The organism is Bradyrhizobium sp. 41S5, from assembly GCF_011516665.3.
Taxonomy (GTDB): Bacteria; Pseudomonadota; Alphaproteobacteria; order Rhizobiales; family Xanthobacteraceae; genus Bradyrhizobium; species Bradyrhizobium quebecense.
This window is the reverse complement of the sequence record NZ_CP083721.1, coordinates 1332670-1345459: the sequence shown is the minus strand read 5'-3', so window position 1 is coordinate 1345459 and position 12790 is coordinate 1332670. Positions and strand designations below refer to the sequence as shown.

The 12790-nt window shown below is 64.5% G+C and carries 13 protein-coding genes; 4 read left to right on the top strand and 9 right to left on the bottom strand.

The window, feature by feature from the left end; translation table 11 throughout:
• The first annotated feature begins 67 nt into the window (after positions 1-67).
• Positions 68-655 carry a TetR/AcrR family transcriptional regulator gene (locus tag HAP47_RS06350; protein ID WP_173638975.1) on the top strand — a complete coding sequence of 196 codons (588 nt, stop codon included), beginning with the start codon at positions 68-70 and terminating at the stop codon, positions 653-655.
• A gap of 64 nt (positions 656-719) precedes the next feature.
• On the opposite strand, the gene argG is transcribed toward HAP47_RS06350, so the two are convergent.
• The 7 genes from argG to HAP47_RS06315 all read right to left on the bottom strand — a co-directional run bounded on the left by argG (position 720) and on the right by HAP47_RS06315 (position 6875).
• Positions 720-2057 carry an argininosuccinate synthase gene (gene argG, locus HAP47_RS06345; protein WP_173638976.1) on the bottom strand — a complete coding sequence of 446 codons (1338 nt, stop codon included), beginning with the start codon at positions 2055-2057 and terminating at the stop codon, positions 720-722.
• Positions 2058-2135: 78 nt separating this feature from the next.
• Positions 2136-2918: a phosphatase PAP2 family protein gene (locus HAP47_RS06340; RefSeq protein ID WP_173638977.1), complete on the bottom strand. Its 783-nt coding sequence runs from the start codon at positions 2916-2918 to the stop codon at positions 2136-2138.
• Positions 2919-2955: 37 nt separating this feature from the next.
• Positions 2956-3258 (bottom strand): hypothetical protein, encoded by a 303-nt coding sequence (locus tag HAP47_RS06335; protein ID WP_173638978.1) that lies wholly within the window; start codon positions 3256-3258, stop codon positions 2956-2958.
• Positions 3259-3278: 20 nt separating this feature from the next.
• Positions 3279-3764, bottom strand: coding sequence for a hypothetical protein (locus HAP47_RS06330; protein WP_173638979.1), 486 nt, complete (start codon positions 3762-3764; stop codon positions 3279-3281).
• 125 nt (positions 3765-3889) lie between these two features.
• Positions 3890-5104 (bottom strand): 23S rRNA (adenine(2503)-C(2))-methyltransferase RlmN, encoded by a 1215-nt coding sequence (gene rlmN, locus HAP47_RS06325; protein ID WP_173638980.1) that lies wholly within the window; start codon positions 5102-5104, stop codon positions 3890-3892.
• A 136-nt stretch (positions 5105-5240) separates the two neighbouring features.
• Positions 5241-5798, bottom strand: a complete 558-nt coding sequence (locus HAP47_RS06320) for an invasion associated locus B family protein (RefSeq protein ID WP_371821743.1) — start codon at positions 5796-5798, stop codon at positions 5241-5243.
• Positions 5799-5996: 198 nt separating this feature from the next.
• Complete coding sequence (locus HAP47_RS06315) at positions 5997-6875, bottom strand: SDR family oxidoreductase (protein ID WP_173638982.1); 879 nt, start codon at positions 6873-6875, stop codon at positions 5997-5999.
• Between the two features lie 105 nt (positions 6876-6980).
• On the opposite strand from HAP47_RS06315, the gene HAP47_RS06310 reads away from it, so the two are divergent.
• A complete protein-coding gene (locus HAP47_RS06310; protein ID WP_173638983.1) occupies positions 6981-7961 on the top strand; it encodes an NADPH:quinone oxidoreductase family protein in 981 nt (326 codons plus the stop codon).
• Positions 7962-8139: 178 nt separating this feature from the next.
• Here HAP47_RS06310 and HAP47_RS06305 read toward each other — a convergent pair whose 3' ends face one another.
• Together HAP47_RS06305 and HAP47_RS06300 are read right to left on the bottom strand one after the other, a co-directional pair.
• The gene (locus HAP47_RS06305; RefSeq protein ID WP_173640625.1) at positions 8140-8520 is read right to left on the bottom strand and encodes a YkvA family protein; all 381 of its coding nucleotides are present in this window, start codon (positions 8518-8520) and stop codon (positions 8140-8142) included.
• Between the two features lie 95 nt (positions 8521-8615).
• Entirely contained in the window at positions 8616-8921 is a 306-nt protein-coding gene (locus tag HAP47_RS06300) for a 4a-hydroxytetrahydrobiopterin dehydratase (protein WP_092121323.1), read from the bottom strand.
• Positions 8922-9132: 211 nt separating this feature from the next.
• On the opposite strand from HAP47_RS06300, the gene HAP47_RS06295 reads away from it, so the two are divergent.
• Together HAP47_RS06295 and HAP47_RS06290 are read left to right on the top strand one after the other, a co-directional pair.
• Positions 9133-10539, top strand: coding sequence for a TAXI family TRAP transporter solute-binding subunit (locus tag HAP47_RS06295; protein WP_231168789.1), 1407 nt, complete (start codon positions 9133-9135; stop codon positions 10537-10539).
• Positions 10540-11086: 547 nt separating this feature from the next.
• Entirely contained in the window at positions 11087-12649 is a 1563-nt protein-coding gene (locus HAP47_RS06290; RefSeq protein ID WP_173638984.1) for an alkaline phosphatase D family protein, read from the top strand.
• Positions 12650-12790: the final 141 nt, after the last annotated feature.

The window sequence follows — 12790 nt, the reverse complement described above, 5'->3', positions numbered from 1 at the left end:
GGTATTTATCGACTGGGAGTCGGTAAGTCAACTGGCGCCGATCCGGAACCTGGGCTAGACATTCGCCATGGCAACCCAGGCCGAACGGCGCGAGAAGACCAGAGCCGCCATCGTCAAGGCGGCGCGGCGCATTTTTGGCGAGCGCGGCTTCGCGGCGGCGACGATGGACGACATCGCCGCCGGGGCGCGCGTCGCCAAGGGCGCGGTCTATCATCACTTCGCGACCAAGGAGGCGGTGTTCGAGGCCGTGTTCGAGCAGATCTCGATGGACCTCGTCGCCGATCTCGACCGCATCTCGCGCGCCGAGAACGATCCGCTCGCGGCGATGGCGGCGGGAACGCAGGGCTATTTCGCGGCGTGTTCAAAAGGCCCGACCGGCCAGATCATCTTGCGCGACGGCCCCGCCGTGCTGGGCTGGGAACGCTGGCGCGAGATCGACGCCAAGCATTTCGGCGGCAAGTTTCCGCGCGCGCTGACGGCCGCGATGGATGCCGGCGTGATCGCCAGGCAGCCGGTCGAACCGCTGGCGCGGCTGCTGCTCGGCGCGGTGACGGAAGCCGCGGTCGCGGTCTCCGCCGGGCCCGACATCGGCAAGACCGGAACGGATTACGCGCGTGCGTTCCGTTCGCTGCTCGATGCGCTCAGGGTGAAGTAGGCCGACATCTCTCCCCACGTCGTCCCGGGTCAAGCACGGGACGACACCGAGTTTTTTGGCGACCTCAATCCTTGTCGTTCTCGAGCTGAAAAATCTGCGAGCCTTCGCCGCTCGAGAGCAGGCCGGTCTTGTTGTACAGCCCGAGCTTGGCGCGGGTGTCGGCGATGTCCAGGTTGCGCATCGTCAGCTGGCCGATGCGGTCGGCCGGCGAGAAGGCAGCGTCCTCGACCTTCTCCATGCTGAGGCGCTCCGGCGCATAGGTCAGGTTCGGGCTCCCGGTGTTCAGGATCGAGTAGTCGTTGCCGCGGCGCAGCTCGAGCGTCACCTCGCCGGTGACGGCGCGCGCCACCCAGCGCTGCGCGGTCTCGCGCAGCATCAGCGCCTGCGAATCGAACCAGCGGCCCTGATACAGCAGCCGGCCGAGCCGCATGCCGCTGATGCGGTACTGCTCGATGGTATCCTCGTTGTGGATGCCGGTGACCAGACGCTCATAGGCGATGTGCAGCAGCGCCATGCCGGGCGCCTCGTAGATGCCGCGGCTCTTGGCCTCGATGATCCGGTTCTCGATCTGGTCGCTCATGCCGAGGCCGTGGCGGCCGCCGATCGCGTTGGCTTCCAGGAACAGCGCGACGGGATCGGCGAACGTCTTGCCGTTCAGCGCGACCGGCTGGCCTTCCTCGAAGCGCACCACGACCTTCTCAGGCTTGACGTCGCAATCGGCGCGCCAGAACGGCACGCCCATGATCGGGTTGACGATGGTGATGCCGCTCGCAAGACTCTCGAGATCCTTGGCCTCATGGGTCGCGCCGAGCAAATTGCTGTCGGTCGAATAGGCCTTCTCCGCGCTCATCTTGTAGGCGAAGCCCTGCGCGGTCATGAACGCCGACATCTCGGCGCGGCCGCCGAGCTCGTCGATGAACTGCTGGTCGAGCCAAGGCTTGTAGATGCGCAGGCTCGGGTTGGTCAGCAGGCCGTAGCGGTAGAAGCGCTCGATGTCGTTGCCCTTGAAGGTCGAGCCGTCGCCCCAGATGTTGACGCCGTCCTCCTGCATCGCCGCGACCAGCATCGTGCCGGTCACCGCGCGGCCGAGCGGCGTGGTGTTGAAATAGGTGATGCCACCGGTCGAGATGTGGAACGCGCCGGACTGGATCGCGGCAATGCCCTCATGCACCAGCTGGGTGCGGCAATCGACCAGGCGGGCCTTCTCGGCGCCGAAATCCATCGCCTTGCGAGGGATCGCGTCGTAGTCGGCCTCGTCGGGCTGGCCGAGATTGGCGGTGTAGGCGAAGACCTTGGCGCCCTTCAGCTTCATCCAGAGCAGCGCCGCCGACGTGTCGAGCCCGCCCGAGAACGCGATGCCGACTTTCTCGCCGGTGGGCAGGCTTTTCATAATCGTGCTCATGGGACGGTCCAATCGGTCGAAGTCAGGATGATTACGCTGGGCGAATATCAAATTTCCGGAGCCTGGGCACGCCTTTAATCAGGCTTCCGGCTGACTCGGCTCCGCCCGGCCGCCCCGGCGCCAGCGCTGCATCAGCCGGTAGCCCGGCATTGCCAGCCGCGTCAGCGCGGCATCGACCTGGGCATCGGTCAGCCGGGTCGCGGCCCAGCGGTAGATCAGCGCATAGAACAGCCAGACCACCAGAAAGGACACCAGGCCCGCGATCGCGACGTCGGTGAAGAAATGGCCGCCAAAGGCCATTCTGAGCCCGCTGGTGACGATCCCGAACACGGTCGCCCCGGCAAAGGCCAGCGGCCGCCAGGCGGGCGGTGTCAGCGCCGCTGGCGCATAGGTCCAGAACGCGGTCGCGCCCTCGCCGGAGAAGAACGAGCAGTTGCGCGGGCAGCCGCCGCGCGGGTCCCACCACGGCTTGAATTGCAGGTCGCCGCCGAACTGCGTCACGAACACCGGCCGCGGCCGGCCCCAATAGTTCTTGAAGGTGAGGTTGGTGAGCACGCCGGCCGAGAGCAGCATCGTGGTGAGCAGAAACACCGCGGCGCGGCCGGACATCAGCATCGGCCGATCCGGCCGGATGAATTTCCAGACGAAGGTCACGATCGCCGGCAGCACCAGCGCCCAGGCGACCCACATCGCCGCATCGCGCGCGAACGACGCCACCGCGTCGAGCTTCAGCGGGAAGGTTTTCTGCGCGGCATCGTAGAACATGGCCGCGAGCTTCAGGTCGAGCTCGGGATAGACCCCGAACAGGATGCCGATGATGAGCGCGAGCGCCAGCGCGATAAAAAGTCCGGTCCGGTTCATGGCGCGCGGTTTAGCCGAGGCGGATGAGGTGGCGCAATCATTTCAAGTAAGCCCGAAGGGCATTTGTCGCTTGGTCAAACAGGAGATCGACACCGTCATTTTCGTCGTAGTTAAACTGGCGGGGAGTATTGAGCGCCGCAGCACCATTCTTCGTCTGCGCCTGAAAGACGTTCAGTACTAATCGATCCAGAAGTTCGCGGGTCGCTCTGGGCAAGGTTGAGTCAATAGCCGGCAATTGAGCGAGGATATCCTGTTCAAGCTCTGGAAGTGACAATTTGCCCAACTGCGCGCTGACCACGCTTCCCAAGATTGCAGACGCGGCTCTCTGATTTGAATCCATGCTGGAACTCCGGACGAGGGTCACGGCCGCGGCGATTGCGACGGCAATGGCGGGGGCGGCGGCAAGGGGCGCGGCGGCTCGCGCCAGGCGCCGGCGGTGCGGCCGGCGATCAGCCAGTAGACCAGGCCCGCGACGATGCCGGCGCCGGTCATGATCTCCATGTGCCGGCGCACGATGCCGTGGAATTGCATCAGGTCGGGATCGAACGGAACCAGGCCGAGATAGCAGGCCGCACCGACGATCGCGCCACCGATCGCGTAGGCCAGCACGCTCCGGATGAAAAAGGCCTCGGTGATCAACACCACGATCAGCGCGGGCAGCAGCGCAAAGCCGGAAATGAAGATGAAGCCGAAGCCGAGCACGACGTTAACGGCGCTCTGGTCGATCTGCCCGCCGAAATCGCTGATCTCGGGATACAGCACCGCGACCACCACGATGATCCCGGCCACGAAGCAGGCCATCAGGAAGCCGAAGGCGACGACGAACAGGCGGCCGATCAGGGCCATGCTACGAGCTCCCCGTCATTGCGAGCGGAGCGGAGCAATCCATGTCCCAGCGTGCCGAGACATGGATTGCTTCGTCGCTTCGCTCCTCGCAATGACGACGTGGAGAGCCTTGTCGATCACAGCACTCAATCCGTCATCGCCATCGCGCGCAGCGCCTGACGCTCGCGCGCCGAGAGCTTTTCGGTCTCCGATTTGAGCTGGCCGCAGGCGGCGAGGATGTCGCGGCCGCGCGGCGTGCGCACCGGCGAGGAATAGCCGGCGTTGAAGATGTATTCGGAGAATTTCTCGATCTGCTCCCAGTCCGAGCATTCGTAGGCGGTGCCCGGCCACGGATTGAACGGGATCAGATTGATCTTGGCCGGAATGCCCTTGAGCAGCTTCACCAGCAGCTTGGCGTCATCGAGCGAATCGTTGACGCCCTTGAGCATCACATATTCGAAGGTGATGCGCCGCGCGTTCGAGGCGCCGGGATAATCGCGGCAGGCCTGCAGCAATTCCTTGATCGGATATTTGCGGTTCAACGGCACCAGCTCGTTGCGCAGCTCGTCGCGCACCGCATGCAGCGAGATCGCGAGCATCACACCGATCTCGTCGCCGGTGCGCCGGATGTTCGGCACCACGCCCGAGGTCGACAGCGTGATGCGGCGGCGGGAAATGCCGATGCCTTCATTGTCGCCGACGATCAACAGCGCATCGCGCACCGCGTCGAAATTGTAGAGCGGCTCGCCCATCCCCATCATCACGATGTTGGTGACGCGCCGCGTGCCGTCCTCGCGATCGGCCCAGTCATTGAGCCGGTCACGCGCCACCATCACCTGGCCGACGATCTCGCCGGCGGTGAGGTTGCGCACCAGCCGTTGCGTGCCGGTGTGGCAGAACGAGCAGTTCAGCGTGCAGCCGACCTGCGAGGAAACGCACAGCGTGCCGCGATCGGTCTCGGGAATGTAGACGCACTCGACCTCGTGCGCCCGCTCGACCTTGTCACCGCTCGGCAGCCGCAGCAGCCATTTGCGCGTGCCGTCGTTGGAGATCTGCTCGGCGACCACCTCGGGACGGTCGACGGTAAAATGCTTCTCGAGCTCGGCGCGCATGTCTTTCGAGACGTTGGTCATCTCGGCAAAGCTCTTGGCGCCGCGGAAATACATCCAGTTCCAGAGCTGCTGGGTGCGCATCTTGCGCTGCGCCGCCTGCACGCCGATCTCGCCCAGGCGATCGGCGATCTCGGCGCGCGACAACCCGATCAGCGACGGCTTGGCTGGCGGCACATAGGTCTCGAGCGGAACCTTTTCGACCAGCGCGCTGGCGCCGGACACGGCATGGGTGGTCACGGTGTCGGTCATGAAACCTCAAATAGGCCTTCCAGCCGGTGCTGGAAAGCCGCCAAATACCTCAATTTTGTCCCTCAGAGCCGGGAGCTGGCTTTTTTTGGAGCATGATCTTTCCGGAAAACCGCTCCACACTTTTCCGGATCATGCTCTAGCGCCGGCAGTCCTGCCCCAGCCGGTCGAGCGCCTGCGCCAGGCCCTTCAGCGAGAAGCTGTCGATCGTCTCGGTGCCCTTCGCCGAGACGGCTTTTACCGTCAGATCGGCCGATTTGCGCATGGCTTCCACCATCCGCTCTTCCTCGGCCGCATTCTTGATCCAGAGGCCGTCGCCCTGGGTGTACATCGCATAGGTCCCGCCGCCGACCTGGAGCGTCGATTCCGAGCCCGGCTTCACGGTGTAGCCGATCATGATCGAGACTTCGTTGACGACCTTCTCGGCCGGGCGGGTCGAGATGAAGGCATAGGCCGGATCGCGCGGCCGGTTCGGCGGATTGGTCTTCGACGACGACGGCTTGGCGAGCGCAAAGCACACCTTCTTGCCGTTGGGCGACGCAGTGTAGGCGCCCCAGGTGCCGAATTGGCCGATCAGCGTCGGCTCCGCGCCGCCGGCTGCAGCTGCCGCGGCCGAAGTCGCCGGCTTGGCCGCTTCCTTCGCCGTATCCTTCTTGGGTGCAGCCTGCGCCGGCGCGAGGGAGACGATCCCGCACACGACACAAAGAGCCAGTGATGTCAGAATTTGCCGCACGGCCAACTGGTTCCCCCATCATTGTGACTGGAAGATGGCTCGGCGATTCCCCTCCGCCGGCCCGGATGGATAACCGGGAAACGATTTTTTGGGAAGGCAGTTAACTCCGAACGCGCGCACCGGCGACAGCCCCACGCGCGTCCATTGATTCTCGATCCTTGCTCAGCGCTTGGTGTCGCGCATCAGTGCTTGATCAGCCTTGGTCGCCCCTTGGCGCGCCGCGCGCTGGCTCTCCCACTGCGCATCGGTCCATTCCAGCAGGTCCTCGGCACCGGAACTGCGCAAATGCGCGCCGCCGTCCTGCACCACCATCTCGCCGTTGATGTAGCCGGCCTGATCGGAGATCAGGAAGACCGCGAGATTGGCAAGCTCGGAATGCTCGCCGGCGCGGCCGAGCGGATTGCGATGCGACCAGGTCTCGCCGCGCGCCTCGGGACGCAACTGCCCGGTGGCACCCGGCGTCGGGAACGCGCCGGGCGCGATCGCCACGGTGCGGATGCCCTTCGGGCCCCACTCGACGGCAAGGCTCTTGGTCATCGCCAGCACCGCGGTCTTGGCCATCGACGACGGCACCGTGAAGGCGCGGCCGGTGATGGTCGAGGTCGAGAGGATCGAGAGCACCACGCCCTTGTGCTTGCCTTCGATCCAGCGGCGGCCGGCGGCGAGCGTGCAGTACATCGTGCCATGCAGCGTCGGCGCGAGGATCGCATCCGCGGCACGGAATGACAAATGTTCGCTCTGCGCAATAAAGGTTGCGGCAGCATTGTTGACGAGAACGTCGATCGGAGCCTCCTGCCAGACCTGATCCATCATCGCCTCGACCGCGGCGCCGTCGCGGATATCGCAGCGTGCGGTCGACACTTTGGCACCGAGCTCGCTGCGGAATTTGCCTGCGGTTTCCTCCAGCAGCCCCTCGCGCCGCCCGCAGATGATCAGTTCGGCGCCGAGTTCGGCAAAGCGGGCGCCCATCGCTGCGCCAAGACCGGAGCCGCCGCCGGTGATCAGGATGCGCTTTTTCGCTAGCAGGCCTTTTTCAAACATAGTTTGATCCCTCCGCACTGTATTGTCGCTCCGCCGCAAATCCGGCATGAAGCTTGTAGTCCACGATCTTGCAGCTCTTTCTGCGTCCGAAACTCAGGTGTGTCCATGAAAGCCATCCTCTGCTCGCAATACTGTCAACCCGACGATCTCGTGCTGGCTGACGTGCCCGATCCGGTGGCCGGTCCGGGCGAAGCCGTGATCGCGATCAAGGCGGCGGCGCTGAATTTCTTCGACATCCTGATGATCCAGGGCAAGTACCAGATCAAGCCGCCGTTCCCGTTCTCGCCGGCCGCCGAAGTCGCCGGCGTGATCGAGAGCGTCGGCGCCGGCGTCACTGATCTGAAGGTCGGCGACCGCGTCGTTGCGTCATGCGGCCACAACGGCGCGCGCGACAAGATCGCGCTGCCGGCGAATACGATCGTGAAGATTCCCGACAATCTCGATTACGACCGCGCCGCCGGCATCATCATCATTTACGGCACCGCGCTGCATGCGCTGGAAGATCGCGCGAGCCCGAAGCCGGGCGAGACGCTCGCGGTGCTGGGCGCCGCCGGCGGCACCGGCCTTGCCGCGTGCGAACTCGGCAAGTTGATGGGCCTGAAGGTGATCGCCTGCGCATCGTCAGACGAGAAGCTCGCATTCGCCAAGGAGCACGGCGCCGAACTGACGCTGAACTACGCCAAAGAAGACCTTAAGGAGGGCCTGCGCAAGCTGACGAACGGCAAGGGCGCCGACATCGTGTTCGATCCGGTCGGCGGCTCCTATGCCGAAGCCGCGCTGCGCTCGACCGCATGGGAAGGCCGCTTCCTGGTGATCGGCTTTGCCGCCGGCGACATTCCGAAGATTCCGCTCAACCTCGCGCTGCTGAAGGGCTGCGACATCCGTGGCGTGTTCTGGGGCGCGTGGGCGCGGCAGAATCCGGAGAAGAACCGCAAGAACCTCGAGAAGCTCGTGCAGTGGACCGCGGAGGGCAAGATCTCCTCGCATGTCGACCGCACCTTCCCGCTGTCGCAGACATCAGAAGCCTTGAAGGTGCTCGCCGGCCGCAAGGCGATGGGCAAGGTGATCCTGCATCCGGGAAGCTGAGCGACGCGACGTTCGCTTGCTTAACCTCCCCTTGAAAAGGGGAGGCCGCTTCGCTCGTCAGAGCAAAGCGGGGGGATCTGCTCTCTCCGCTTGCAGCGTCGCCTGTGGCTTGACCCCCATCCCGACCTTCCCCCTTTCAGGGGGAAGGAGACGAAAAGCCCCCTTCATCTCGGCTACGCTATTCCGCATCCTCAGGCACTCCGCGCTTCAGCGCGGCGCGCGCGGCTTCGCGATGGTCCGGGGTGATGTGGCTTGCCACCATGCGAATCGCGGTTGCAAGCACCGCGGCATCGTCGGTGAAGCCGAGCACCGGCAGCATGTCCGGGATGAAATCGAACGGCAGGATGAAATAGGCGATCGCGCCGAGCAGCGCGGCCTGGACATGGCGCGGCGTCTGCCGGTCGAAGGCGCAGTAATAAGCGGCCAGCAGATCCTCGGCGAAAGGCAGCCGCGCCACCCCTTTCTTGAACTTGATCCAGAAGCGGCGGCGCACGCTTTCCGGGTCCTGCGCCAGCCGGTCGGCAGGCCCGAATCCCATGCCGGTGTCGGTCGATGACATAGCCAGGTTCCCTTTGGCGCCGCGCGACGGATCCGCGGCTGACGATGCGAATCTGGGGATGTCGGCCAACCCGCGCAAGGTTGCGCGCAATCGGGTCAGTTGACCCCGAACTGCCTCGCGATCGCGTTCATGGCCTTGGCGAGGTCGATATCGCGCTTGGTCACCCCGCCGACATCGTGGGTCGCCAGCACGACCTCGACCGTCTTGTAGACGTTCTTCCATTCGGGGTGATGGTCGCTCTTTTCGGCGACCAAAGCGGCGCGCGCCATGAAGCCGAAGGCCTCGTTGAAGTCCTTGAATACGAAGGTCTTTGCGATCGCCTCGCGTCCGGCCAGTTCCGACCAGCCGGCCAGTTCCCAAAGCGCGGCCTTCCTTGCTTCCGCTGACAGCCTTTCGACCATGGCAACCCTCCCGTTTGGCGCCGACCTTAGCCTAACAACCGGCCTCCGGGTGGGATCCATGCCGAAAATAAGGTCGAAATAGCGTCCTATCGCCGCTGGTAACCATGACGGAGATGTAACATCTGTGGCTTCAGGAATTTGCTACAAATACGTTAGGTGTGCGCGTTGGTAGTTTTGCGAGATTGAGCCCCGACGATTGTTTGCGAGATCGATGACAGACGGCTCCGCCAGCATATCGCCCAAGCCGCTGCGCTCCGCAAAGCGACGGCTGATGTTCGTCTTGATCGCGGGCGCGCTCGCCATCGTCGGCGCGATGGCCGCCGGTTATTATTTCGCGGTGCGTCCGGTAACGCTGCGGATCGCGGTCGGCCCCGCAAGCAGCGACGACCTCAAGGTCGTGCAGGCGCTGGCGCAGGCCTTCAACAACCAGCAGCACACCCAGGTCAAGCTGCGCCCGGTGCAGACCGACGGCGCCACCGCCAGCGCGCAGACGCTGGCCGACGGCAAGGCCGACCTCGCCATCATCCGCGGCGATCTCGAGGTGCCGAAGAATGCGCAGGCGGTCGCGGTGCTGCGCAAGAATGTCGTGGTGTTGTGGGTGCCGCCCGCAGCCAAGGGCAAGGGCCGCAAGGCTGCAAAGATCACCAAGATCGCGCAGCTTGCCGGCCGCAAGATCGGCGTCGTCGGCCGCACGCCGGCCAACGTCAATCTGCTGAAGCTGATCCTGCAGCAATACGGCGTCGACCCGATGAAGGTCGAGATCGTGCAATTCCCGGCCAATGAAGCGGTCGACGCCATCAAGAACCTGAAGGCCGATGCCTATCTGGCCGTCGGCCCGGCCAACAGCAAGCTCACGATCGACGCGATCACGGCGTCGACCAAAGACGGCGGCGAGCCCACCTTCCTGCCGATCGATGCGTCCGAAGCGATTGCGCAGAACCATCCGGCCTATGAGGCCGCGGAAATTCCGGCGGGCTCGCTCGGCTCGGCCGACCGGCCCGAGGACGAGGTGAAGACGATCAGCTTCTCGCACCATATCGTGGCGCGAAAGGGCCTGTCGGACGCGACGGTCGCGGCATTCACCCGGCAATTGTTCGCGATCCGCCAATCGCTCAAGAACGATTTCCCGCTCGCCGCCAAGATCGAGACGCCCGACACCGACAAGGACGCCACCATCCCGGTGCATCCGGGCGCGGCCGCCTTCGTCGACGGCGAGGAAAAGACCTTCCTCGATCGCTACAGCGATTACATCTGGTGGAGCCTGATGGCGTTCTCGGCGATGGGCTCGGCCGGTGCATGGTTCGCCGGCTATCTCAAGCAGGACGAGCGCAACACCAACACCTCGCAGCGCGAGCGCCTGCTGGAGATGCTGAAGGCCGCGCGGCAGAGCGATTCGACCGATGAGCTCGACCAGTTGCAGGCGGAAGCCGACGACATCCTGCGCCACACGCTCGACTGCTTCGAGCACGGCGCAATCGAGGAAGGCACGCTGACCGCGTTCAACATCGCGCTCGAGCAGTTCCACAACGCGGTGGCCGACCGCAAGGCGCTGCTGCTCAGCATGCCGCAGAATTTGCAGCGGACTGCGAGCCAGTTCAGGGCGGCGGGCACGGCGTAGGGACTTCAATCGCTCGCCGCGGACTTGCTTCGTTTCTTGCGCTCGCAGAACGACCCCCGCGCTTTTGATCCTCTCATCCGCCAAAGGCTTGTAAGGAAGTCACCGGCGGCAGGGTTCCCTCCCCCCTTGCGGGCAGGGCAATCGCATGTGGCAAAAAATTCGGTTGTTCCGAAAGAAACGGGCAGAATCGTTCTGCATTCGATTCCACTTCGTTCGCGATCCGATTCAGTTTCGGGCTACATCTCCGAGCCATATGCGATTGCCCTGCCCTTGCGGGGGGAGGGTTAGGGAGAGGGGTGCCACACGGCGTGCTCTCTCAGAATGCAGTTCGACAACGAATGACTGAGCTGCGAAGGCACTGTTCTCCACAAGCATCTCGCCCGGGACTACCCCTCTCCCCACCCTCCCTCGCAAGGGGGGAGGGAGCCTGACGTGCGTGCTCACCTCACGCCGTGTACCCCCTCCCCTGTAATCTCTCCGTCATGGAATTTTTCTAGGTCTGTGCTCGCCTGCGGCGCACTGTCGCTGTGACCTGAGGAGGCTCCCCATGACGATCCGGTTCTCGCGAAATCTGACCCGCCGACGTTTTCTCTCGACGGCTGCTGCGGCCGGCGCCGGCGTGATTGCGATGCCTTATCTGTCGCGCGCTGCCGACCGCCCCGTGATCACCCATGGCGTGCAATCCGGCGATGTCGGCGTCGACGGCGGCGTGGTGTGGGCGCGCGCGGACCGTCCCTCGCAGATGATGGTCGAGGTCGCGACATCAGATTCGTTCAAGGATGCCCGCGCGCTGCCGCCGATCACGGCGTTACCGGAGAGCGACTTCACCGCAAAGATGCTGCTGGAGAACCTGCCCTCGGGCCAGGACATCTTTTATCGCGTTCGCTTCCGCGACCTCGCCCATATCGACATTGTCGGCGAGCCCGTGGTCGGCCGCTTCCGCACCGCGCCGAGCGACCGCCGCGACGTCTCCTTCGTGTGGGGCGGCGACGTCGCCGGCCAGGGCTGGGGCATCAACCCTGACGACGGCGGCATGATCACCTTCGCCGCGATGAAGAAGCACGCCCCGGATTTCTTCCTGCATTCCGGCGACACCATCTATGCCGATGGCGTCATCACCGCCGAACAGAAGCAGCCCGACGGCAAGATCTGGAAGAACATCACGATCCCGGAGAAGGCCAAGGTCGCCGAGACGCTCGACGAATACCGTGCCGCGCACAAATACAATTTCCTCGACGGCAATCTGCGCGCCTTCAATGCCGAAGTGCCGATCTTCGTGCAGTGGGATGATCACGAGGTGACCAACAACTGGTCGCTGTCGAAGCAGCTGCCGGCGGCCTACAAGGAGCGCGACATCAACGTGCTCGCCGCGCGCGCGGCAAAAGCCTTCCACGAGATGTATCCGATGCGCGAGAGCATCGTCGAGCCCCGCCGCGTCTATCGCACGCTGCGCTACGGCCCGCATCTCGACGTGTTCATGCTCGACGAGCGCAGCTATCGCGGCCCCAACGGTCCGAACCTGCAGGAGACCTACGGCCCCGACGCCTATTTCATCGGGCCGGACCAGATGGCTTGGCTGAAGCGCGCGCTGCTCAACTCGCGCGCCACCTGGAAGGTGATCGCCTCCGACATGCCGCTGTCGCTGATCGTCTATGACGATGCCGCCAACAAGAAGGGCTCGGAAGCGTTCGCGCAGGGCGACGGCCCGGCGCGCGGCCGCGAACTGGAGATCGCCGACATCCTGCGCTTCATCAAGACCGCAGGCATCGCCAACACGGCGTGGCTGACCGCCGACGTGCACTATGCGGCCGCGCACTACTACAACCCGAACAAGGCCCAGTTCCAGGAGTTCGATCCATTCTGGGAATTCGTCTCGGGGCCGCTGCATGCCGGCACATTCGGTCCGACCGAGCTCGACAACACGTTTGGTCCCGAGGTGAAGTTCGTCAAGGCGCCGGGCGAGGCCAACCAGAACCTGCCGCCGTCGGCCGGCATGCAGTTCTTCGGTCACGTCAAGATCGACGGCAAAAGCGGGCAGATGACGGTGAGCCTGCGCGACCGCGTCGACGCCGAGCTGTGGGCGATCACGCTCGATCCGAAGCCGGTGTAATCAGGTCGCAGCCACCACGGAACCCGCCGTCCTGTCCTGCAGCCCCTGCCTTGAGGCAAGGGCTGCACGATTGACGGGGGATGGACGTCACCGGCCTCTTCCGGTACCTCTATCAGAGCCGTTATGCTGGGGGCCCGGAGG

Excerpts from the sequence above, each read along its gene's own strand:
- HAP47_RS06350 (WP_173638975.1), top strand. The coding sequence starts at position 68 with ATGGCAACCCAGGCCGAACGGCGCGAGAAGACCAGAGCCGCCATCGTC.
- argG (WP_173638976.1), bottom strand. The coding sequence starts at position 2,057 with ATGAGCACGATTATGAAAAGCCTGCCCACCGGCGAGAAAGTCGGCATC.
- HAP47_RS06340 (WP_173638977.1), bottom strand. The coding sequence starts at position 2,918 with ATGAACCGGACCGGACTTTTTATCGCGCTGGCGCTCGCGCTCATCATC.
- HAP47_RS06335 (WP_173638978.1), bottom strand. The coding sequence starts at position 3,258 with ATGGATTCAAATCAGAGAGCCGCGTCTGCAATCTTGGGAAGCGTGGTC.
- HAP47_RS06330 (WP_173638979.1), bottom strand. The coding sequence starts at position 3,764 with ATGGCCCTGATCGGCCGCCTGTTCGTCGTCGCCTTCGGCTTCCTGATG.
- rlmN (WP_173638980.1), bottom strand. The coding sequence starts at position 5,104 with ATGACCGACACCGTGACCACCCATGCCGTGTCCGGCGCCAGCGCGCTG.
- HAP47_RS06315 (WP_173638982.1), bottom strand. The coding sequence starts at position 6,875 with ATGTTTGAAAAAGGCCTGCTAGCGAAAAAGCGCATCCTGATCACCGGC.
- HAP47_RS06310 (WP_173638983.1), top strand. The coding sequence starts at position 6,981 with ATGAAAGCCATCCTCTGCTCGCAATACTGTCAACCCGACGATCTCGTG.
- HAP47_RS06305 (WP_173640625.1), bottom strand. The coding sequence starts at position 8,520 with ATGTCATCGACCGACACCGGCATGGGATTCGGGCCTGCCGACCGGCTG.
- HAP47_RS06300 (WP_092121323.1), bottom strand. The coding sequence starts at position 8,921 with ATGGTCGAAAGGCTGTCAGCGGAAGCAAGGAAGGCCGCGCTTTGGGAA.
- HAP47_RS06295 (WP_231168789.1), top strand. The coding sequence starts at position 9,133 with ATGACAGACGGCTCCGCCAGCATATCGCCCAAGCCGCTGCGCTCCGCA.
- HAP47_RS06290 (WP_173638984.1), top strand. The coding sequence starts at position 11,087 with ATGACGATCCGGTTCTCGCGAAATCTGACCCGCCGACGTTTTCTCTCG.